Annotated in this window: 20 protein-coding genes; 14 read left to right on the top strand and 6 right to left on the bottom strand. The window is 69.2% G+C overall.

Going from position 1 to position 19,908, the window contains the following annotated elements; translation table 11 throughout:
- The first annotated feature begins 317 nt into the window (after window positions 1–317).
- Both ACZ6YV_RS43385 and ACZ6YV_RS43390 read left to right on the top strand, forming a co-directional pair.
- Window positions 318–1,319, top strand: coding sequence for an Acg family FMN-binding oxidoreductase (locus ACZ6YV_RS43385; RefSeq protein WP_465515233.1), 1,002 nt, complete (start codon window positions 318–320; stop codon window positions 1,317–1,319).
- Window positions 1,316–2,689, top strand: coding sequence for an MBL fold metallo-hydrolase RNA specificity domain-containing protein (locus ACZ6YV_RS43390; RefSeq protein ID WP_465515234.1), 1,374 nt, complete (start codon window positions 1,316–1,318; stop codon window positions 2,687–2,689). Before ACZ6YV_RS43385 ends, ACZ6YV_RS43390 begins: the two co-directional genes overlap by 4 nt.
- Before the next feature lie 15 nt (window positions 2,690–2,704).
- On the opposite strand, the gene ACZ6YV_RS43395 is transcribed toward ACZ6YV_RS43390, so the two are convergent.
- Window positions 2,705–2,950 (bottom strand): PLDc N-terminal domain-containing protein, encoded by a 246-nt coding sequence (locus tag ACZ6YV_RS43395; RefSeq protein ID WP_465515235.1) that lies wholly within the window; start codon window positions 2,948–2,950, stop codon window positions 2,705–2,707.
- 51 nt (window positions 2,951–3,001) lie between these two features.
- Between ACZ6YV_RS43395 and ACZ6YV_RS43400 the strand changes: the two genes are divergently transcribed.
- The 3 genes from ACZ6YV_RS43400 (at window position 3,002) to ACZ6YV_RS43410 (ending at window position 7,019) form a co-directional block, all read left to right on the top strand.
- Window positions 3,002–3,472 (top strand): GNAT family N-acetyltransferase, encoded by a 471-nt coding sequence (locus ACZ6YV_RS43400; RefSeq protein WP_465515236.1) that lies wholly within the window; start codon window positions 3,002–3,004, stop codon window positions 3,470–3,472.
- A gap of 95 nt (window positions 3,473–3,567) precedes the next feature.
- Entirely contained in the window at window positions 3,568–4,476 is a 909-nt protein-coding gene (locus ACZ6YV_RS43405; protein ID WP_465515237.1) for a universal stress protein, read from the top strand.
- Window positions 4,473–7,019: a cation-translocating P-type ATPase gene (locus tag ACZ6YV_RS43410; protein WP_465515238.1), complete on the top strand. Its 2,547-nt coding sequence runs from the start codon at window positions 4,473–4,475 to the stop codon at window positions 7,017–7,019. The genes ACZ6YV_RS43405 and ACZ6YV_RS43410 overlap by 4 nt, the downstream gene beginning before the upstream one ends.
- A gap of 191 nt (window positions 7,020–7,210) precedes the next feature.
- On the opposite strand, the gene ACZ6YV_RS43415 is transcribed toward ACZ6YV_RS43410, so the two are convergent.
- From ACZ6YV_RS43415 to ACZ6YV_RS43425, 3 genes are read right to left on the bottom strand one after another with little or no spacing between them, the layout of a single operon-like run.
- A complete protein-coding gene (locus tag ACZ6YV_RS43415; RefSeq protein ID WP_465515239.1) occupies window positions 7,211–8,581 on the bottom strand; it encodes a wax ester/triacylglycerol synthase family O-acyltransferase in 1,371 nt (456 codons plus the stop codon).
- 27 nt (window positions 8,582–8,608) lie between these two features.
- A complete protein-coding gene (locus ACZ6YV_RS43420; RefSeq protein WP_465515240.1) occupies window positions 8,609–8,836 on the bottom strand; it encodes an SHOCT domain-containing protein in 228 nt (75 codons plus the stop codon).
- 19 nt (window positions 8,837–8,855) lie between these two features.
- A complete protein-coding gene (locus ACZ6YV_RS43425; RefSeq protein ID WP_465515241.1) occupies window positions 8,856–9,866 on the bottom strand; it encodes an Acg family FMN-binding oxidoreductase in 1,011 nt (336 codons plus the stop codon).
- 167 nt (window positions 9,867–10,033) lie between these two features.
- On the opposite strand from ACZ6YV_RS43425, the gene ACZ6YV_RS43430 reads away from it, so the two are divergent.
- From ACZ6YV_RS43430 to ACZ6YV_RS43445, 4 genes are all read left to right on the top strand, one after another.
- A complete protein-coding gene (locus ACZ6YV_RS43430; protein WP_465515242.1) occupies window positions 10,034–11,428 on the top strand; it encodes a DUF4389 domain-containing protein in 1,395 nt (464 codons plus the stop codon).
- Entirely contained in the window at window positions 11,428–11,952 is a 525-nt protein-coding gene (locus tag ACZ6YV_RS43435; RefSeq protein WP_465515243.1) for a flavodoxin family protein, read from the top strand. The genes ACZ6YV_RS43430 and ACZ6YV_RS43435 overlap by 1 nt, the downstream gene beginning before the upstream one ends.
- Window positions 11,953–12,071: 119 nt before the next feature.
- Window positions 12,072–12,338 carry a DUF1918 domain-containing protein gene (locus ACZ6YV_RS43440; RefSeq protein WP_465515244.1) on the top strand — a complete coding sequence of 89 codons (267 nt, stop codon included), beginning with the start codon at window positions 12,072–12,074 and terminating at the stop codon, window positions 12,336–12,338.
- A complete protein-coding gene (locus tag ACZ6YV_RS43445; protein WP_465515245.1) occupies window positions 12,335–13,840 on the top strand; it encodes a WS/DGAT domain-containing protein in 1,506 nt (501 codons plus the stop codon). Before ACZ6YV_RS43440 ends, ACZ6YV_RS43445 begins: the two co-directional genes overlap by 4 nt.
- On the opposite strand, the gene ACZ6YV_RS43450 is transcribed toward ACZ6YV_RS43445, so the two are convergent.
- Window positions 13,827–14,396 carry a hypothetical protein gene (locus ACZ6YV_RS43450; RefSeq protein ID WP_465515246.1) on the bottom strand — a complete coding sequence of 190 codons (570 nt, stop codon included), beginning with the start codon at window positions 14,394–14,396 and terminating at the stop codon, window positions 13,827–13,829. The two genes, ACZ6YV_RS43445 and ACZ6YV_RS43450, sit on opposite strands and share 14 nt — an antisense overlap.
- A gap of 17 nt (window positions 14,397–14,413) precedes the next feature.
- Window positions 14,414–14,953 (bottom strand): hypothetical protein, encoded by a 540-nt coding sequence (locus ACZ6YV_RS43455; protein WP_465515247.1) that lies wholly within the window; start codon window positions 14,951–14,953, stop codon window positions 14,414–14,416.
- 177 nt (window positions 14,954–15,130) lie between these two features.
- On the opposite strand from ACZ6YV_RS43455, the gene ACZ6YV_RS43460 reads away from it, so the two are divergent.
- From ACZ6YV_RS43460 to ACZ6YV_RS43480, 5 genes are all read left to right on the top strand, one after another.
- Window positions 15,131–16,045, top strand: coding sequence for a universal stress protein (locus tag ACZ6YV_RS43460; RefSeq protein ID WP_465515248.1), 915 nt, complete (start codon window positions 15,131–15,133; stop codon window positions 16,043–16,045).
- On the top strand, window positions 16,042–16,227 hold the full coding sequence (locus tag ACZ6YV_RS43465) for a hypothetical protein (protein ID WP_465515249.1): 186 nt from the start codon (window positions 16,042–16,044) through the stop codon (window positions 16,225–16,227). The genes ACZ6YV_RS43460 and ACZ6YV_RS43465 overlap by 4 nt, the downstream gene beginning before the upstream one ends.
- Complete coding sequence (locus tag ACZ6YV_RS43470) at window positions 16,224–16,841, top strand: CBS domain-containing protein (protein ID WP_465515250.1); 618 nt, start codon at window positions 16,224–16,226, stop codon at window positions 16,839–16,841. The genes ACZ6YV_RS43465 and ACZ6YV_RS43470 overlap by 4 nt, the downstream gene beginning before the upstream one ends.
- Complete coding sequence (locus ACZ6YV_RS43475; protein ID WP_465515251.1) at window positions 16,808–19,108, top strand: heavy metal translocating P-type ATPase; 2,301 nt, start codon at window positions 16,808–16,810, stop codon at window positions 19,106–19,108. Before ACZ6YV_RS43470 ends, ACZ6YV_RS43475 begins: the two co-directional genes overlap by 34 nt.
- Before the next feature lie 490 nt (window positions 19,109–19,598).
- Window positions 19,599–19,865 carry a DUF1876 domain-containing protein gene (locus tag ACZ6YV_RS43480; protein WP_465515252.1) on the top strand — a complete coding sequence of 89 codons (267 nt, stop codon included), beginning with the start codon at window positions 19,599–19,601 and terminating at the stop codon, window positions 19,863–19,865.
- The last annotated feature ends 43 nt before the right edge of the window (window positions 19,866–19,908 follow it).

The raw sequence follows: 19,908 nt of genomic DNA on the forward strand, positions 1-19,908 counted from the left end.
CCCCCGCAAAACACTGGAATGGCTTACACCCCAAGAGAAACTCAACATGCTACTGTCCTAAATAGAGCATGTTGCGACGACCGCATGAATCCGCCAGGCCTTCACCACCAGGAAAACGCGTACGCAGGAGCGACCACGGCCCTGCGACACGCAACGATTGCCTTTTCCCTCAATAACCCGAAACGCCACTCACGACCTCGCGCCCGACCGGCTGCCGGGTATTTGGTCCCGACGATCGGTGCCGTCCGTACCTGCGCGACCGTAGTCACTCTGCAGCACCGTGGAACCAGGGAACCGACCAAGGGGAACGAGGGATCATGGCTGAGCGGTGGACCAAGGCGGAAGTCGAGGTGCTGGCGAGAGCGCTGCTGCGGGCACCGTCGGTGCACAACATCCAGCCGTGGCGGCTGGGCTTCGACGGCGACCGGCTCCTGCTGCGTGAGCGGCGAGACCTGACCCTGCCCGAGCACGATCCGGCCGGCCGGGACAGGGTCATGTCCTGCGGTGCCGCTCTCGCCAACCTCGAGGTCGCCGTCCGGGTGCTCGGCTACAGCGGCAGGACCGAGATGTTCCCCGAGGACGGCGGCTCGGATGTCGTGGCCGTGATCGAAGCGGGAGAGCGTTCGACTCCTTCGGACATCGAGCTGCACCGGTACTCGGCGATCGCGCGGCGCGCCAGCTACCGGCGTCGGTTCTCGGGACGAATGGTGTCGCGCCCCGAGATCGTCGATCTGATGTCCACTGCCGTCGAGAACGGGGTCGAAGCTCGGCCGGTTCAGGACGAGCTGGAGTTGTCGCAGCTGGCGGATCTGCTGGAGTTCGCCGCGGAGGCGTACCAGCACGACCAGGCCTACCAGCGCGAATTGGCCCTGTGGACGATCCGCGACGAAGGATCACATCGCCACGGCGTCGGCTTGGCCGCGAGCCTGAGCCCGCCGGGAACCCTGCCTTGGGCAGGATTGGTGAGGGCCTCCACCGCGATCCCCGATCGCCGCGTCCTGCAGCGGCGTCTGACCGAGGAGACCCTGCTCGTGTTCCTCACCCTCGACGACAGCAGGCATGATCACCTGCAGGCAGGGCGCGCCCTCCAGTACACCTGGCTCGACGCCGTCGACGCGGGCATGGCCGCATCGGTCCTCACCCAGCCGCTTCATCTGCCCGAGGTGCGTTCCGCGCTGTGCGAAGACCTGGAACTCGCCGGTTTCCCCCAGGCCATCATGCGGTTCGGGTATCCCGACGGCCCGATGCCGCTCAGCCCGCGGCGTGCACTCGACGAGATCCTCGGTTCCGGAATCCCGACGAGAAAGGAGTCATCGTGACGGTGGCCCTGACCTTCCACGGCGGTGCCGGGACGGTGACCGGAAGCAAATACCTGGTCGAAACGGCGGACTCCCGGGTCCTGGTCGACTGCGGCCTGTTCCAGGGACTCACCGCGTTACGACGCCGCAATTGGGCACCGCTCCCGCCCGCGCTCGCCGAACTCGACGCGGTGGTGATCACTCACGCACACCTGGACCATTGCGGATATCTCCCGGTGCTGGTGCGAGCGGGCTGGCGCGGCCCGGTGTACGCGACCCCTGGTACCGCGGAGCTCGTACCGATCGTCCTCGAGGACAGCGCACACCTGATGACCGAGGACGCGGCACACGCCAACAAGTACGGCTGGTCGAAACACCATCCGGCTCTGCCGCTGTACGACGCCGGCGACGCGAAGAAGGCGATCGGCCTGCTGGAGAAGCTCGACTTCGAGACCGAAACCGAAATCGCGGCCGGGGTGACACTCGACTTCGGACGGGCGGGTCACATTCTCGGCTCGTCGTGGGCTCATCTGCGGTCGGACGCACGAGACGTCGTTTTCAGCGGCGACCTGGGACGACCTGTGCACAGCCTGCTTCGCCCGCCCTCGGCGAGGCCTCCATGCGACGCGCTTGTGCTGGAGTCGACCTACGGCGCCCGGCTCCACCACGACGAGGGCGCGCTCGACGGATTCGGCGAGGTCATCCGCCGGACGGCCCGGCGCGGCGGCAGCGTGCTGATCCCGGCGTTCGCGGTCGACCGGACCGAGGTCGTCCTGGCCGCGTTGGCGAAGTTGAGGAGTTCGCACGCGATTCCCGATCTGCCGGTGTACGTCGACAGTCCGATGGCTCTGGCCGCACTGAAGGTCTATCGCGACGCACTCCACTCGAAGTGGCCGGAGATCCGGCCTGAGGCGGCCGGGCACGATCCGCTCACGCCGCGTTCGCTCACCGAACTACGGACGGTGGAGGAATCCATGCGGGTCAACGCCCCGCGGATGCCGTCGATCATCATCTCCGCGTCCGGCATGGCGACCGGAGGCCGGGTCCTGCACCATCTCGAACACATGCTGCCCGACCACCGGCATACCGTCCTCATCGTCGGTTACGCCGCGGCCGGCACCCGTGCCAGGCAACTCGCCTCCGGAGCACGGCAGATCAAGATCCACGGCCGCTACGTCACCGTCCGCGCCGACATCGCTCAGCTGGACGCCTTCAGCGCCCACGCCGACGCCGACGAACTGGTCGCGTGGGCCACGGCCGGTCCCCAGCCGGGAAGCACCTATCTCGTCCACGGCGAGCCCGACGCCGCCGAGGCGGTCGCCGAGCGGCTTCGCAACGAATACGACTGGCAGACCGTCGTTCCCCACGAGCACGAACGTGTGCTCATCTGATCGTCGGGAACGCTGTCACGGCTGTTCGATGGCGTGACCGGCCGGGTCCATCGGTCGCCTTCCCCCGGTGAAGTAGGCGATGGGGCCTACGAAGTTGATCGCGATGATGAGCGCCCACCGCCGTTTGGAACCGCGGATCTCGTCGGCGGGACGCACCGCGAGGTCGGACCACGCGACCGCGGCCAGGGTGATCTGCATCCCGGCCAGAAATCCGAGTGCACCCGGATTGGGCTTCCGCCGGGTGCCGGATCGCTCGTTCATGGTCTGCTCCTTCAGCTTGGAAGTCGTTCGAGCGTCACCCACGGTTTCGCGTTGAGCGAGGGGCGTAGGTCCCTACTGGGTAAGGCGATCACCGAAGCGGACAGGGAGACGCTGTACCGCAGGTTCTGTGGCGCGCCGCCGAGGGTGACGCCTCGCCTGCTGGCGTACCTGACCGAACTCGACTTCGAGCGCCGCTACGCGCTCGTCGCCCGCGACGACACCGGAGAAGGGGTGGCGCTCGCGAGGTACGAGGCGACACGGGAGGAAGGTGTCGCCGAGATCGCGGTGACAGTGCTGCCCGGATGGCGACGCGTCGGGCTGGCGTCGGCCCTCGTCCGCATGCTCGCCGAAGCTGCGCTGAGACACGGGTTCGACCGGTTCACGGCGACCTATCTAGCGGACAACCGGCCGGTTGCGGACTTTCTCGAAGAGGCGGGCGCGCGGCAGGTGATCGCCTCGGGAATCGCGAACGCCTCGGTGAGTCTCGCCCTTGAGGCTCACCGCGAACCGGAGGAGGGCTGAAGGTCCCGCCCGCCGGTTACCAACGGCGCTCCCCGCGTACCGCGGTTCTTCCTAACGTTCGAGGCGACATCGGATACCTGACGGGGTGAGCTGACATGCCGGAACATTCGGGAAACGCGGTGGTCGTCGGAGTCGACGGATCGACGTCGGCCACGATGGCGGTGCGCTGGGCGGCGGCGCAGGCCCAGCGTCGTCACGCGGAGCTCAGGCTGGTCCACGCGATCGACGACGAGTCCCTCAGCTACCCGCGAGCGATGCCGACCAGGGAGAACCTGGCGGAGATGATCAGGATGAGCGGGCACCGCATCCTGCGGCAGGCACGCGACGTCGCCAAGGAGGTCGCGACGTCGGTCCAGATCTCCCTCGTCCTGCGGCATGAGAAGCCCTTGCAGGCGTTGGAAGCGGTGTCCGAGGACGCGAGCCTCCTCGTCCTGGGGACCGAGGGGATCCGCCCGCTCGGCAGGCTCCTGGTCGGGTCCGTGTCCATCGCGCTCGCGGCCCGGGCCGCCTGTCCGGTCGCGCTGGTGCGACCCCATGTCGCGGAAGAGGCTCCGCCGGAGCTCGGGCCCGTCGTGGTCGGCGTGGACGGTTCCCCGGCGAGCGAGGCGGCCTTGGCGCTGGCGTTCGAGGAGGCTTCCTGGCGTAAGGCGACGCTGGTCGCCCTCCATTGCTGGGACGACGCGTTCCTGTCCGCGATCTTCGAGGAGACGCAGTGGACCCTCAACCGCTCCGACATCGAGGAGCAGGAGCGCGAGGTGCTTTCGGAACGGCTGGCGGGCTGGCGTGAGAAGTATCCGGACGTCCGCGTCGAGCGGGTCGTCGTCCGGGGCCGTCCGGCGGACGAACTGTTGAAGTACGGCGATCGTGCGCAGCTGCTCGTCGTCGGGAGCCGGGGACGCGGCGGGGTTGCCGGGATGCTGCTGGGGTCGACCAGCCAGGCGGTCATGTCGTACGCGCTGTGCCCGGTGGTCGTGGCTCGTCCGGCGGAAGAGGGGAAGCCGTGACCGGCGCGGCCGTGGCGAGAAGTGCGGAGGGACTCACCTCGGAGGAGGCGGCCGCCGCGTTGCTGCGCGACGGGCGGAACATCCTGCCGCCGCCGAAACGGCGGCATCCGCTGACCGCGCTCGCCGCGCAGATGATCCACTTCTTCGCACTCATGCTGTGGGCCGCCGCCGGACTGGCGTTGCTCGCCGGCATGCCGGCGCTCGCCATCGCGATCGCCGTGGTCGTCGTGTTCAACGGCGCCTTCTCCTTCGCCCAGGAATACCGCGCGGATCGGGCGGCCGAGCGACTGCGTGACCTGCTTCCGGTCCGGGCGACCGTGCGCAGGGATGGGCACGCCGTCGTGGTGGACGCCGCCGACCTGGTCGTGGGGGACGTGGTCCTGGTCGAAGCCGGCGACCGGGTGTGTGCGGACGCCGAGCTCGCCGAATGCGGCCGGCTGTCGGTGGACGAGTCGATGCTCACCGGGGAGAGCCGTCCCGTCCGGCCGGAGCCCGGAGGCCGGGTGTACGCCGGGACCTATGTGACCGAAGGCCATGGCGTGGCGACGGTGACCGCGACCGGCGCCCGCTCCCGGTTGGCCGGGATCTCCGCCGTCACCGCGAGCGCGGTCCGGCCGACAAGCCCGCTGGCGGTGCAGTTGCATCGCGTCGTCCGGCTGGTGGCGTTGATCGCGGTGGCGGTCGGTTGCGTGTTCTTCGCCGTGGCTTTGGGATTGGGCCGCGCGGGGGCGGAGAGTTTCCTCTTCGCGATCGGCGTGACGGTCGCTCTGGTCCCGGAGGGTCTTCTGCCGACCGTGACACTGTCGCTGGCGCGCGCCGCACAGAAGATGGCCAAGCGTAACGCGCTCGTGCGACGACTCGAGGCGGTGGAGACGCTGGGGGCCACGACGTTCATCTGCACCGACAAGACCGGGACGCTCACCCGCAACGAGATGTCGGTCGTGCGGGTGTGGACCCCGTCGGGAACGGTCGAAGTCCGTGGTGAGGGCTACGACCCGGCAGGGGAGCTGATCGGGGCTCCGGAGGCGGCGCGCGCGACGGCGACCCTCGCGGACTCGGCGGCCCGCTGTTCACCGGACGCTCACGCGCTCGAACACTCCGGCCGGTGGCAGCCGGTCGGCGATCCGATGGAAGTGGCGTTGCACGTGCTCGCCTCCCGGGCGGGTGTGGCGCACGCGCCTTCGCCGACCGAAAGGAACCCGTTCGACCCCCGCCGACGCCGGTCGTCCGTCGTGGACGCGGACGGCCTGCACGTGTCGGGCGCGCCGGACACGGTGCTGCCCCTGTGCGTGGACGTGCCAACGGATGCGCAGGTGGCGATCGATTCGCTGAGCCGGTCCGGCCTTCGCGTGCTCGCCATCGCCCACCGCGCCTCGTCATCCACAATGGACGGCGAACGGGACCTCGATCTGCTCGGCCTCGTGGGCCTGCAGGATCCACCGCGCGCGGACGTCGGCGAAGCGATCGCCTCCTGCCGCGGCGCGGGGATCCGGCTGGCGATGGTCACCGGCGACCATCCCGGGACCGCGCGGGCCATCGCCGCCGAAGTGGGACTGCTCGGACCGGAAAAGCTCGTCATGGAGGGAAAAGACCTGCCGGCCGACGACGAGGAACTCGGCAGGGTGCTCGACGTCGACGGGATCGTCATCGCGCGCGTCGCGCCGGAAGAGAAGCTCAGGATCGCGAAGGCACTGCAGGCCCGGGGACATGTCGTCGCGATGACCGGTGACGGCGTCAACGACGGTCCCGCGCTCCGCACCGCGGACATCGGCGTCGCGATGGGCGCGTCCGGCAGCGACGTCGCGCGCGAGGCGGCAGACCTCGTTCTCCTGGACGATCATTTCGGCACCATCGTGTCCGCCGTCGAACTCGGACGTGCCACCTTCGTCAACATCCGGCGGTTCCTGACCTATCACTTGACCGACAACGTCGCCGAGCTCACGCCGTTCGTCGTCTGGGCGCTCGCCGGCGGCCAGATCCCGCTGGCGATCACCGTGCTGCAGGTCCTCGCGCTCGACATCGGCACCGATCTGCTGCCCGCGGTCGCACTCGGCGCGGAGCCTCCTAACCGGCGGACCATGGAAGGCCCGGCCCGGGGTGGTTCGCTGATCGACGGCAGGTTGGCACGCCGCGCTTTCGGGGTACTCGGTCCGGCCGAGGCGCTGGCCTCGATGTCGGCCTTCCTCGTCGTGCTGGTGGCCGGAGGCTGGTGGTTCGGTGAGACCGCGGACGCGGCGTTGCTCACGGTGGCTTCGGGCACGGCGTTCTCCGCGATCGTGCTCGGGCAGCTGGCGAACGCGTTCGCCTGCCGTAGCGAAGCGCGCTGGGTCGGCCGGATCGGGCTCGGGGGCAACCCGCTCCTGTGGTTCGCGATTCTGTTCGAACTCGCGATGCTCGCCGTGTTCCTGCTGATGCCGCCGTTGCCAGGGCTCCTGGGTGGCACGGTCCCCAGCCCGCTCGGCTGGGTGCTGGTCCTCGCGACCGTACCGGTCGTCCTGCTCGCCGACACGCTGCACAAAGTGGTCCGCGCGCGCCGCCGGTGAGCGGGGGGCGTCGTGAGTGGCGATTCGGGTTATTGAGGGGTAGGGCGAACGTGGCGTGCTGTTGAGGTGTGCGCCGAATGTGGGACGTGACCTGAAGGGGACTTTCCCCGCATGCGATGCGACGAAAGTCCCCTTCACCCCGACCGACAGGACACCTTTGCCTTACCCCTCAATAGAACCCGAATCGCCACTCACGACCCGCGGGCGAGAAGGAGTAGGGCCTCGAGGTCGTGCTCGACGGCCTTGGCGAAGAAGCCGGCTTCCGGCGAACTGGCGAAGTCCAGCGTCACCCCGAAGGTCACCTTGTCCTGATAGGACAGTACGGCGACCCCGGACCTGAGCCGCATCGCGATAGGTACGTACGGGTACAGCTCCAGCACCTCGCGACCGAGCAGGCTCAGTGGTTCCGCCGGTCCGGGAACGTTGGTGGTGACGGTGACGACGTTGTGCTGAGGGAATCCCGCGGCCAGGCGAATCGCCCAGGCGATCGGCGCGAAAGGTGTATGTTCGCCCACGCCCGTCAGTGCTGCGCCCGCCTCCGCCTCCTTGCCTGCCTTCAGGTCGGCGAGCCGCCGATGGACCGCGAGCAGCCTGCCCGTGGGATCCGGGATGTCGACGGGGAGCAGCGGCAGCATCAGCGAGACGCGGTTGTCGAGTGTCTCCAGACCGCCGCGAACGGAGACCGGAACCAGGGTCCGTACCGAGTCCGGCAGTGGCTTTTCTCCCCGGCGCAGCAATACATCGCGGAACGCACTGGTGATCGAGGCGAGCACCACGTCGTTCATGGTCACGTCGAACGCGGCACGGATCTCGCCGATCTCGGCCAGGGAGGTGCGAGCCACCTCGTAGCGCCGTCCGGGCCCGATCGGGCCCGACAAGGAAGACCGTGCGGTGGGAATGAGGGCCGCGGCGAGCGCGGTCAGTCCGTTGGCCGTGTCGGCGATCAGGCGGGCCGCACGGTTCGGCGACGTCAGCAGTCCGCCGACGCCGCGGAGCAGGTCCATGGGAAGCGAGACGACCCCGCGCGCCGCGTCCAGCAACAAGGCCGCCGTGCCGGGGTCCCGCTCCGGTTCCGTCGGGATGTTCGCCGGCCTCACCGGCGAGAACATCACTTTCAGCAACGCGTTCCCCGCGATACCGTCGGCGAGACAGTGGTGCAGTTTGGACAGAACGGCCCAGCGCCCGCCGGCGAGTCCTTCGATGACCCAGAACTCCCACAGCGGATGGTCACGGTCGAGGCGTTCGGCCATCAGGAGCGCGACGAGTTCGCAGAGCGCGTTCTCGTCACCAGGTACAGGTACCGCGACGCGGTGGAAGTGCCTGGGAGCGTCGAACCGGTCGTCCTCGACCCAGATCGGTGGGCCGAGGTCCAGGGGAACCCGGTGGATCTTTTGCCGGTAGCGGGGGACCAACGGCAGCTTCGAGGTGATCAGCTCGGCGAAATCCCCCTGCGGCGGCGCGGGCCCTTCGAGTATCGCGACCGAGGCCATCGAGAGGGCGGTGTCGGAATCGCCGTCTTCGAGTTCGAGGAACGCGGCATCCAGCGGGCTGAGTCTGTCCACCAGGGACCCCCAAGTCGGACCGGCGGATCAGGTCTTGAGCGCGGCGCGGCGCGCCTCGAATTCGTCCTTGTCGATCCCACCACGAGCGAACCTTTCGTTGAGGATCCGGATGGCCTGGTCGTGGTTCTCCGGGGGCCGCGTGGAGCGGCGCAGGAGGATCACCGACACGGCGATGAGCCCGCCGACGAGCACGAGCACGGCGATGAGCAGCAGCATTCCGATCCAGCCGCCGTCCGCGTAGTGCGAATACCGCATGTCCACTCCTCGGTCGTGTTCAGTGGCTCTGGTAGCGAACCGTCTCACTGACGGGTTTCCCCAGCTCCCCCAAGACTTCCGGCAGGTTCCGGCGTGGGGTCGCGGGCAGGGGATCCGCGTTGACCGGAGCCCAGCCCGTCCGGAGCACCATCTGCGGGAACGTCCCACCGGTGACGAGGTCGCGGACCTTGTCGCGGGTTCCGGCGAGCTCCAGCGGTTCGGTGAGCGGGGACGTCGCGAGGCCCAGGCTGGTCGCGGCGAGCAGGACCGCGCTCGTGGCCTCGCCGGCGCGGAGCCTGGACATCCCGTCGTCCGACGCGGTGCTCAGCACCAGCAGCACGGTTTCGTCGTTCTCGCCTTCCGTCTGGGCGAGCTGGGGCTCGGCGAACGCGCGCGCGGGCAGGGCGCCGGGGGTGTCGTCCTGTGCGGGCGCGTTCGCCGAGGGGACACCGTCCGGAGAGACGTGACGTCCACTCCAGGCGGCGAGTTCGGTGCGGTAGACCGGGTCCTCGGAATGCAGCCAGGCGGCTTCCTTGATGGCGCCGGCGAGGTGGTAGCGCGCGGAGTCGAGGGCGGGGCGCAGAATGGCGCCTTCGTCGGCGGCGCGACGTGCCAGGGCCTCGATGTGCCCCTGGGGGACGCCCCAGGAACTGTGCCTGCGCCTGTCGGTCCGACGGCGGGGGATGGCCGCGGCCAGCTCGATGTCGTCCAGTGTCGGCTGATGTTGGTGAAGTTCGATGGCGGCGAGGTGATCCGGCTCCGCGGGATTGGGCAGACGGTGCACCTCGGCGCGCCAGCCCAGGGCGGCGAAGCCGACCCGGAGGTGGTGCAGCGCCGCGCCGCAGCTGAGCATCAGGTCCCGGCCGTCCGGGTCGGTGCCGGCGAGCTGCCGGGTGCGATCGGCGTAGAGGTGGACCGTGCGGTCCCCGGTTCGCCATTGCCAGGGCTGGGAATTGTGCACCGAAGGCGCGCGGACGGCCAGCGCCACCGCGGAATCGACGGTGAAGTCGTCGGGAAGGCCGTGGTCCATCGGAAACCTGCCTCTGAGACGGGGAAAGGGGGCGAGGTTCATGGTTCTCGGCCCGGCGGGGCGAGGGCAGGGTCGGAGGGCCCGGCTCGGGGGGCCGTTCGTTTCTGTTGCCGCCTGCGTAGGGGGCGGAGAGTCGACAGGTCCGCTCCCCGCAAGGAGGCGTCGTCATGAGTTCGTCCGTCCGCGTCGAGACATCGCTCGATCCCGGCCTGTCCAGGTGGCTCTGGCTGGTGAAATGGCTGCTCGCGATTCCGCACTACCTCGTGCTCGCGGTGCTGTGGCTCGCGTTCGTCCCGCTGACGATGGTGGCGTTCTTCGCCATCCTGTTCACCGGGCGGTACCCGCGGCCGATCTTCGAGTTCAACGTCGGGGTATTCCGGTGGGCGTGGCGAGTGCAGTACTACGCCTACGCCGCGCTGGGCACCGACCGGTATCCGCCGTTCACCCTCGCCGACGACCCGTCCTATCCGGCCAGGCTCGAAATCGACTATCCGGAACGCTTGTCACGCGGATCGGTGCTCGTCAAGTGGTGGCTGCTGGCGATTCCGCACTACCTCATCCTGGGCGTCTTCGCGGGCGGCGGCCTGTGGCTGGGCTGGGGATCCTCCGACGACCGGTTCAGCTGGGGAGCGGGCGGCTTGATCGGGATCCTGGTGCTCATCGCCGCGATCATCCTGCTGTTCACCGGGAAGTACCCGAAGCCCTTGTACGACTTCGTGATCGGGATGGATCGCTGGGTCATCCGGGTCGGCGCCTACGCCGCGCTGATGACCGACGAATACCCGCCGTTCCGGCTGGACATGGGCGGCACAGAACCGGGACGGACCGCCACCTCGCCGGAGACACGGCCCCCGAGCCGGTCCGGTGCGCAGTGGTCGCCGGGCCGGATCGTCTCGGTCGTGGCCGGTGTCGCACTGGGAGCCGTCTCCATGGGCCTGCTCACCGGCGGAATCACCCTGCTCTGGCTGGACCAGGGCCAACGATCCGACGACGGTTACCTGTCCGCCTCGTCGACCTACAGCACGGGGACTTACGCGCTGACGAGCGAGCGGGTGCACTTCGCCGGAACCCCCGACGATGTGCTGCTCGCCGAACGAGCGCTGGGCGACATCCGCGTCCGGATCACCGATCTGGGCTCGGAGAACCCGATCTTCGTCGGTATCGCGCCGTCCTCCGCGGTCGCGCGCTACCTGGAGGGAACCGAGTACGTGACGATCACGGACCTGGCCTCCGGTGCGGTCGCCGTCCATCAGGGCTCGGGCGTCCCGATGCTCCCGGAGAACGCGGACGTCTGGACGGCCTCGTCGATCGGGGTGGGGACCCGCACGGTGGAGTGGCCGGATCAGGCGGGTGACTGGACGGTCGTGGTGATGAACGCCGACGGGTCGCCGGGGGTGGACGTGCGGGCGGAGGCCGGTGTGACCGCTCCCGCGCTCGGCCGGCTCGCGTGGGTCTTCCTGATCGCAGGAATCGTGGCGCTCGCCGCTGCCGTCACGCTGGTCGCGCTCTCCGTCTCACGCGCTTCCCGCGAGCTTTCGGCCGCACGACAAGGAGAATCCTGATGCGCACCGTGGTGGTCTTCGAGTCGATGTTCGGGAACACGGAAGCCTTGGCGACGGCGATCGGAAAGGGGCTGTCGGCGCACACCGAGGTCGACGTCCTCAACGTGGACGAGGCGCCCCGCGACTGGGACGGTATCGACCTGCTGGTCGTCGGCGGGCCCACACACGCCTTGGGCATGACCAGACCGGTGACCCGTAAGTCCGCGCTCGAACAGGCCGAACACGGCGTGCGATCGGCCACGGGACTGCGGGAATGGCTCGGGTCGTGCGGCGGCGATCAGGCGCGGATACCGGTGGCCGTCTTCGATACGAGGATGGCCAAACCACGCTGGCTCACCGGTTCCGCCGCGCGCGGCGCGCAGAAGGTCCTGCGGAGACATGGCGGTGTTCCACTCGTACCGTCCGAGAGCTTCTTCGTGGACGTGAGCAAGGAGACCACTGCCCTCCGTGAGGGAGAGCAAGAGCGGGCGGAAGCCTGGGGAGCCGGGCTCGGTCGCCTGCTCACCGCGAAGGCGGGCGGCTGAGCGTCACGGGTTGCCCGGCACCCACGCGGCGATGACCAGTCCGCCGGACCCGTGGTGAGGAAGGACGGTGGAGAACGTGTTCCGTGGCAAGGGAAAAGGAACGTCCGGAAGGGAGTGACATGCGTGCTCGTCGAGGTGACTGGCTGGTCGTCAAGGGGCCGATCGTCGGCAAGACGGATCAGCGGGGTCTCATCATCGAGGTCCGCTCGCGGGACGGCTCGCCTCCCTACGTGGTGCGCTGGTTACAGGATGACCATGTCTCCACGGTGTTTCCCGGGCCGGACGCGCTGATCGTCACCGAAGCCGAACAGGACGCCGCGGACGCGGCCGAACGTGCCAGGCTGTTCGCCGTGCGGGAGGCCATCGCCACCCGGCACAAGTCGTGAGTTCCTTGCGACGTCCACTCGCGCCACACGACAGACTGTGGTTGAAACTGGACGATCCGGCGAATCTGATGGTCATCACATCTGTGCTGTGGACGGCGGACGAGGTGGATCCGCGGAGTCTCGCGCGGGTGGTCGCCGACCGGCTGCTCGGCAGGTATCCGGTGTTCACCCGGCGACCGGTCCGTGAGGGACGCGACTGGTTCTGGGAGACCGATGTGGACTTCAGCCTCGACAGGCATCTGACGGTGGGAAGACTGCCCGCACCGGGGACGAGGCAGGAGCTGCAGGATCTGGTAGCCGATCGCCGGGGACTGCCTTTCGACCCTGATCATCCCTTGTGGACGATGGAGCTGTTGCAGGGATACGGGACCGGCAGCGCCGTGGTGATGCGGTCGCATCACGCCATGGCGGACGGTATCCGGTTGATCCAGGTACTTTTCGGTCTTCTCGATCCGATCGAGGACGAGGACTCCCGGCCGGTCCGGGTCGGTGGCACGGGGCCACGCGCGCCGGAACGTTCACGAGCGATATCCCGGGCCGCGGCGAACGTCGTCGAAATGTTCGGCGGACTGGGTGACCGGCTGGATCGCGCGGCGGGTCGAGCCGGACCGGTGACCCGTGCGGTGGTGGCGTGGCCGGTTCTCGGCCTGACCGGTATCGCCGGCCTGACCGGGGCCATGGCCGAACTGGCGGCCTCCGCACTCCCTCGCGGACCGGCCGGACTTCTGAAGTTTCTTGTCGCACAAGGATTCACCCTGCGGAACACCGCAAGCGGTGTGGTGAAGCTCGTGAGTCCCGCTCAGACCGAAGGGCTGTGGTCCGGCGAGCCCGCCGAAGAGAAGACGGCGGCCTGGGGCGACTCCGTCCCGCTCGACCTGATCACCGCGGTGGGCCGCGCGACCGGGACGAGCGTCAACGACGTCTGCGTGGCCTTGGTGATGGCCGCCTTCGAACGCTACGCGCGGGATCGTGACGGTGTCGTGGCGCCGATCGATCTGAACTGGCTTCTCCCGGTGAGCCGGTCGGGTTTCGACGCCGAACTGCCGCCTGAACTGGGCAATGATTTCGCTCTCGTCCTCGCTGGATTTCCCTTGGCGGAAAGCGGTTTTCGGGAACGCCTTACCGGCGTGCACCGAAGGGTGAAACGGATCCGTGAGTCCTATGAGCCGATCTTGACCTTCGGGATCCAGTGGCTCTCGGGGCGTGTGCCGGAGACCCTGTCCGAGCCTCTGACCCGGTTCTTCGCCGACAAGGCGACAGGGGTACTCACCAACGTGCCCGGACCGCGTCATCCGATGGCGCTGGCCGGCGTCCGGGTCGATGGCGTCGTCGGGTGGGCGCCGTGCAGCGGACCTCAGGTGGTCACCGTCTGCGTGTTCAGCTACGCGGGTGCGGTCCACTTCGGTTTCGGGACGGACCGGAAACTTCTGCCGGATCCGCATCGTCTGGTCGACGCGCTCGCCGCGGCGGCCGCGGACGCCGCGGTGCTCACGAAGGCGTGAGCACCGTGGCGCGCGCCGCGATGGCGGCGAGGAGGCCGCGGGTAGTGAGCCACGCCGCGGGCCGGATCGAATGCCAGTAGAGGGACGCGGTGTTCCGGGCGGCCGGGTCCGCCACTGTGATCCTCGTTTCGATCGTCACGCGGCAGCCGACGTCGGCAAGCGGGGCGACGAGGAAGGCCATCGCGATCGTGCCACTGCGAGCGCGGGTGAAGTCGCGGAAGGTCTCCGGGGTGACGTCGTACCATTCGGGTACGGGACTCCAGAATCGTCCTGCCGCGCCGAGGACGATCTCCCGGCCAGGGCGTTCGCCGAGCAGGATGCCCTTGCCCCCGAGCAGGACCTCACTGATATCGGTGACGTGTCCGTGCGAGCGGACGTAGCCGGGGAGATCGCGCGCCCGGAAGAGCAGGCGGATCACCGGGGACTCGAGGTCGGCGTCGCGGAGTTCGCCGATCGCGCGATAGGCGGCGTCGGGCGGCGCGCTGAGGAGTAGTTCCTCGGCCAGGACGAAGTCCGCACGCGGTGCGAGGTGGTCGATCAGCCGTGCGTTCACCACGTTCGAGCCTTCACCGTTCACAGCATCTCGGTCTCGGCGCGTTCGGCGTCCCGCGCGATCGTGTGCACTGTGGCGCCGTGGATGTTCTTGATGACCGGTGACGCCACCATCCAATAGAGCCGGAAGCGCGACAGGGAAAGGACTATCTTCCCGTAGCCCGGCTCGGCGAAGCCGGCGAACTCGCGTGCTTCGACCCGGAGCCACTCGATGACAGGACTCCAGAACTTGCCGACCGCACCGGCGGCGAACTCTTCGCCCGGCCGTTCGCCGAGCACCACCCAGTCGGAGTCTGCCGCCATCGCGTCGAAGGTCAGTTTGGTGGGCTGACCCGGGGCCCTGCCGTCGTGCCGGAACCTCCACCGCTCGGGCAGCCCCCGTACCCAGGTCGCCGCCCGGACGAGCGGTCCGCCGACCTCCGGGAAATCGAAGGCCCGGACCGCGGCGTAGGTCGTGGCGGGGTTCGCGTTCACCAGCCGATGCCGGACCACGGTGAAGTCGGCGTCCGGGGCGTAGCGGTCGGCCGGCAGGCCGGTGGTCTCGGCACGGTTCGTGGTCATCGGCTCCTCCTGCTCCGGGTAAGCCAACGATTCGCCGGTCCGTGGTGTGCGGGTTAGAGCAGAACGTCCCTCTGCGGATGTGCCAAGGACCTGCCGGGCGAGGACGCCGGGCACTGACCCGCCCTGCCGTACCGGGCACAACCTGGAAGGAGCCGACAGGAAGGGCGGGCGGTCGCCGTGTCAAAACGTTGGGGTGGGGCCAAGCCGGTGGTAGTCGGCGTCGACGGTTCGGAGTCGGCGACGGAGGCGGTGCGCTGGGCTGCCGGGGAGGCGGTGCGACGAGAAGCCTCGCTGCGGCTTGTCCACGCCTACTTTTCGACCGGGGACGACTACCCGAATCTCGAAGTCACCGCCACGGAAGTGCGCGAAGCCCTGCGCGAGACCGCCGTGAAGCGGCTCCGCCTGGCGAAGCTGGCCGCGTGGGCGGTCGCTCCGAACCTGGAGCTCGAGACCGAGGTGAGGGAAGGCGATCCCCGGCCGGTACTGGTCGACGAATCGAAACACGCACTCGTGCTCGCCGTCGGTACTCGTGGTTTGAATGGCCTCGGCCGGTTGGTGCCGGGTTCGTCCGCCCTTGCCGTGGCCGTCCACGGGCGGTGTCCGCTGGTGGTCGTCCGCGGCGCGCGTTCGCGGTCCGGGCCGGTCGTTGCCGGTGTCGACAGCTGGCCCGCTTCGGCGTCAGCCGTGCGCTTCGCCTTCGAGGAGGCGGCGCGACTGGCGACGTCGGTGACCGTGCTCCGGACCTGGAGCGAACTGAACCTCGCCGACTCCGTGACCGTGCAGGACGCCGAGCGAAAGGCGTTGGAAACTCAGATCGCGACGATCGCGGACCGGTTCCCCGACGTCCCGTACGACTGTCTGGTGGTCCGGGGAAGACCGGCCAAGGTGCTCAAGGAGTACGGCGAACGGGCCGGCCTGATCGTCGTCGGTACCCGGGGCCGGAACGGGTTCACAGGGCTGCTGTTCGGATCAGTGAGCCAGGACCTGACCGGGCGCGCCCCCTGCCCGGTCGCCGTCGTCCGGTCCGATGTCGTGCTTCCCGGCGCCGCTGGGATTCCGGAATCGCTTTTACTGGAAGGAGACGGAGCATGAATGACGTCGAAATCGCGCGCGCCGCACGAGAGGCGCGCCAGGCGATAGCCGCGGGGTCGGGATCTTCACGATCTTCGGCCGAGCTCGCCGAAGCCGCGATGAGGCGGTACTTCGCCGCCGAGTCCTACCGCGAGCACAAACAGGAGGAGTCCGCCGAGGAAGACGAGGAAGCGCCGTCGTGACCGGAACCACGGTCGGCGACGTCATGACCCGAGGCGTCTACTCGGTCCGCAAGTCCACGCCGATCGCCGACATCACGAGGATCCTGGCCGGACGGGGCATCAGCGCCGTCCCCGTCGTCGATCATGATCGCGATGTCGTGGGTGTCGTGTCCGAGGCGGACTTGTTGCTGAAGCAGGCTGAAGGGACGTCCGTCGTGCGGGCCGCCGAGGACGTGATGACGTCCCCCGCGGTGACCGTCGAAGCGGGCAAGCCGGTGCGAGAGGCGGCGAGGCTGATGGTGGGGCACCGGGTGAAGCGGCTGCCCGTGGTGGATCGCTACGGGAAACTCACCGGAATCGTCAGCCGGGCCGATCTCGTCCGAGCGCTCGTCCGTACCGACGCGGATATCCGTGAAGAAGTCGATCGAGATCTTCTGGTGTTGATCAGGCGACCGTCGCGAGGCGAGGTCCACGCCGAGGTCACCGATGGGATCGTCACCTTGACGGGAACGGTCGAACGCAGGAGCCAGTCCGTGCTCCTCGACGCGTTGATCCGCCGGGTCGCCGGAGTCGTCGATGTCATCGACCGGGTGGAGTTCACGTGGGACGACGAGGCGAACAGGCCGGCAGGGTGACCCGGTGGCGCCCGTCCAAGGAGGTCCTGCTCCTCGGCGGGGTGACGGCTTTGCTCGCCGCGGGCGTGATCGCCAGGCTGTCAGGACCGACGCCGGCCGCGGTGTTGTGGGCGGCGTCGGTCCTGATGGTCGTTCCCGCCACGGTCTGGGTGCTGGCCGACCTGCGGGCGGGCCGCTGGGGTGCCGATCTGCTCGCGATACTCGCGCTCGCCGGTGCCGTCGCGGTCGAGGAATACCTCGCAGGAGCGATCATCGCCGTGATGATCGCGACCGGCCGGGTGCTGGAAGCGGCGGCCGCGCGCCGGGCGGGCCGGGATCTGTCCGCCTTGCTGGCCAGGGCACCGACGTCCGCGCATCTGCGTCGTGGCGACACCGACGACGCGCCGGTGGGCACCGTCCCGGTCGGCGACGTGCGCGCGGGCGATCGCGTCGTCGTGCTTCCCGGCGAAGTGGTGCCGGTGGACGGGATGGTGCTGGGGGAGGGGACGTTCGACGAGTCGGCCTTGACGGGCGAGGCGGAACCGGTCGTGAGGGCGGGCGAGGCCGTGCGCAGCGGTGTGGTCAACGCCGGTGCGGCCGTCGACCTCAGTGTCACCGCTTCCGCCGAAGCCAGCACCTACGCCGGTATCGTCCGGCTCGCGGAGCAGGCGGCCTCGGCCACGGCGCCGATCGCCAGGCTCGCGGACCGGGTGGCCGTCTGGTTCCTGCCCGCCGCGCTGGCCATCGCCGGCCTGGCGTGGGCGTTCAGCGGAGACCCGGGCCGCGCGGTCGCGGTACTCGTCACCGCGACGCCGTGCCCGCTCCTGCTCGCGGTACCCGTCGCGATCACCGGCGGCATGTCCCGGATGTCGCGTTCGGGGGTCGTGGTCAAGGACGGGGCCGCACTCGAACTCCTCGGTCGCGTAAAGACCTTGGCGATGGACAAGACCGGCACGGTGACCGCCGGACGTCCCGAGGTGATCGCTGTGGTGTGCGCCCTTGGCGATACACCGGAGCGGGTGCTCGCGCTGGCCGCCGGCGTCGAGGCCTACTCGCCGCATGTGCTCGCGGGCGCGGTGGTGAGGGCCGCCCGCGCTGCCGGTGTCGATCCCGTCGCGGCCCGTGCGGTGACGGAGACCCCCGGCCAGGGAGTCGAAGGTGAGGTGGACGGGAAGTCCGTCCGGATCGGAAGGCTGCCGGAGGGTGACTTGCCCGCTTGGGCGCGTAGTGCCGCGCGAAGGGGGCGGCTCGACCTCGCGACCGTGATTTGGGCGCGGGAGAACGGTCATCCCGTCGCCGCCTTCCTCGTACGCGACAAGCTACGGCCGGACGCGGTCCGCACGATCCGGCGGCTGCGCGCGGCAGGCATCGCGAACATCGTGCTCCTCACCGGTGACCGCGTCGACAACGCCGCCGAGGTGGCCGCACTGCTCGGACTCGACGGAGTACGTGCGGGATGCGAGCCCGCGGACAAGATCGCTTTCGTCCGAGCCGAAAACGAACGCGCGGTGACCGCCATGGTCGGCGACGGGGTCAACGACGCCCCCGCCCTCGCGGCGGCGAGCGTCGGGATCGCCCTGGGGTCACGCGGCTCGACCGCCGCCGTCCAGGCCGCCGACGCGGTGATCGTCGACGACCGCATCGACCGGCTCGCCGACACTGTGGACATCGCCCGCCGCACGAAGCGCCTCGCGACGCAGAGCGCGGGAATCGGTACCGGGCTGTCGGTGCTGGCCATGCTCGCGGCGGCCGGCGGCTGGCTCGTACCCGTCCTCGGCGCCCTCGTCCAGGAGGGGATCGACATCGCCGTGATCGGAAACGCGCTGCGGACCCTGTCCGCTCCGCTGTCGTCGAGGCGCCGTCGCGCTCCGGCCGGATTACTGCGGAAGTTCGAGGGCGAGCATGAAGCCCTGCTGCCGGCCCGCTCCGCCGTCCGCCGGGCGGCCGACGCCCTGGCAGAGGGCGGCGGTCCCGACGCCGACGCCGCCGTCCGGCACGCGTACCGACTGCTCGAAAACCGCCTGTTGCCTCATGAACTGGCCGAAGAGGAGCAGCTCTATCCGGCGCTGGCCGCGGTTCTGGGCAGCCCGGAAGGAACCATGACGATGAGCCTGGAGCACGCCGAGATCGAGCGGCTCGTGCGCAGGTTGCGGCGGCATCTGGACGAGGCGCCGGGCGGGATCCAACTCGACCAGATCGACGACCTGCGGGCGACACTTTATGGCTTGGACGCGATCCTGACGTTGCATTTCGCGCAGGAGGAAGAAGCCTATTTCACTCTGGGGTGACCGCCCGGTGTCGCATCCGGCGTGGATTTCGGGTCATGAGTGGCGATTCGGGTTCTATCGAGGGGTGAGTCGAACGTGTCGTGTCTCGGGCGAGACGGCGGCCTGGGTGACGCGACACCGCACTCGCGTGCTCAGACCCGGATCTCGCGTGCTTGGAGACGGATCTCGCGTGCTCGGACGCCGCGCACCTGAGTGCGGCATCCAGGCACGCGAGTCACGTCTTCGCTCTGCCCTCCAGCCTGGCGAACGGGCTCGCCGCCATGGACCCCGCCCACGACACCGCCGCGAGACTACCGGCTGGACACACGTGCCGTCCGATAGCCGGTAACCGAGAAACGGTTGGCCCTGAACGTCATCACCACTTACGACCCCTCCGCCGCCTGAAGCCCGCCGAACCGCGGGATGCACCGGGACCTTCGGCACTTTCCGCCGCAAGGCGGGCGGTTCCACGGTGAGGACGTCGGAAGAAACGGCGGCCGAGGAGGTCAGCATGGAAGAGAAGCGCTGGAACGTGGAGGTCTTCATCGACGAGCACGAGGGACAGACTCGGGCGACAGCCCGGCTCCGGAACAGGGACAAGGCCGGACTGGTCGGTGTCGGGGTCGCGCGGTTGAACCCCGAGGACACCGACGTGCCCGAGATCGGCGACGAGCTCGCCACCTCTCGTGCGTTGAGCCAACTCGCGCACGAGTTGCTCGACGCGGCGGCGTCGGACATCGAAGGTGTGACCAGCGAGCCGGTGCATCTCAGCCGGTGACCTGTCGCAGTGTGGGACGAAGTCCCCGCCGGACCGGGACCTT

This window comes from Amycolatopsis sp. NPDC102522 (genome assembly GCF_055584485.1).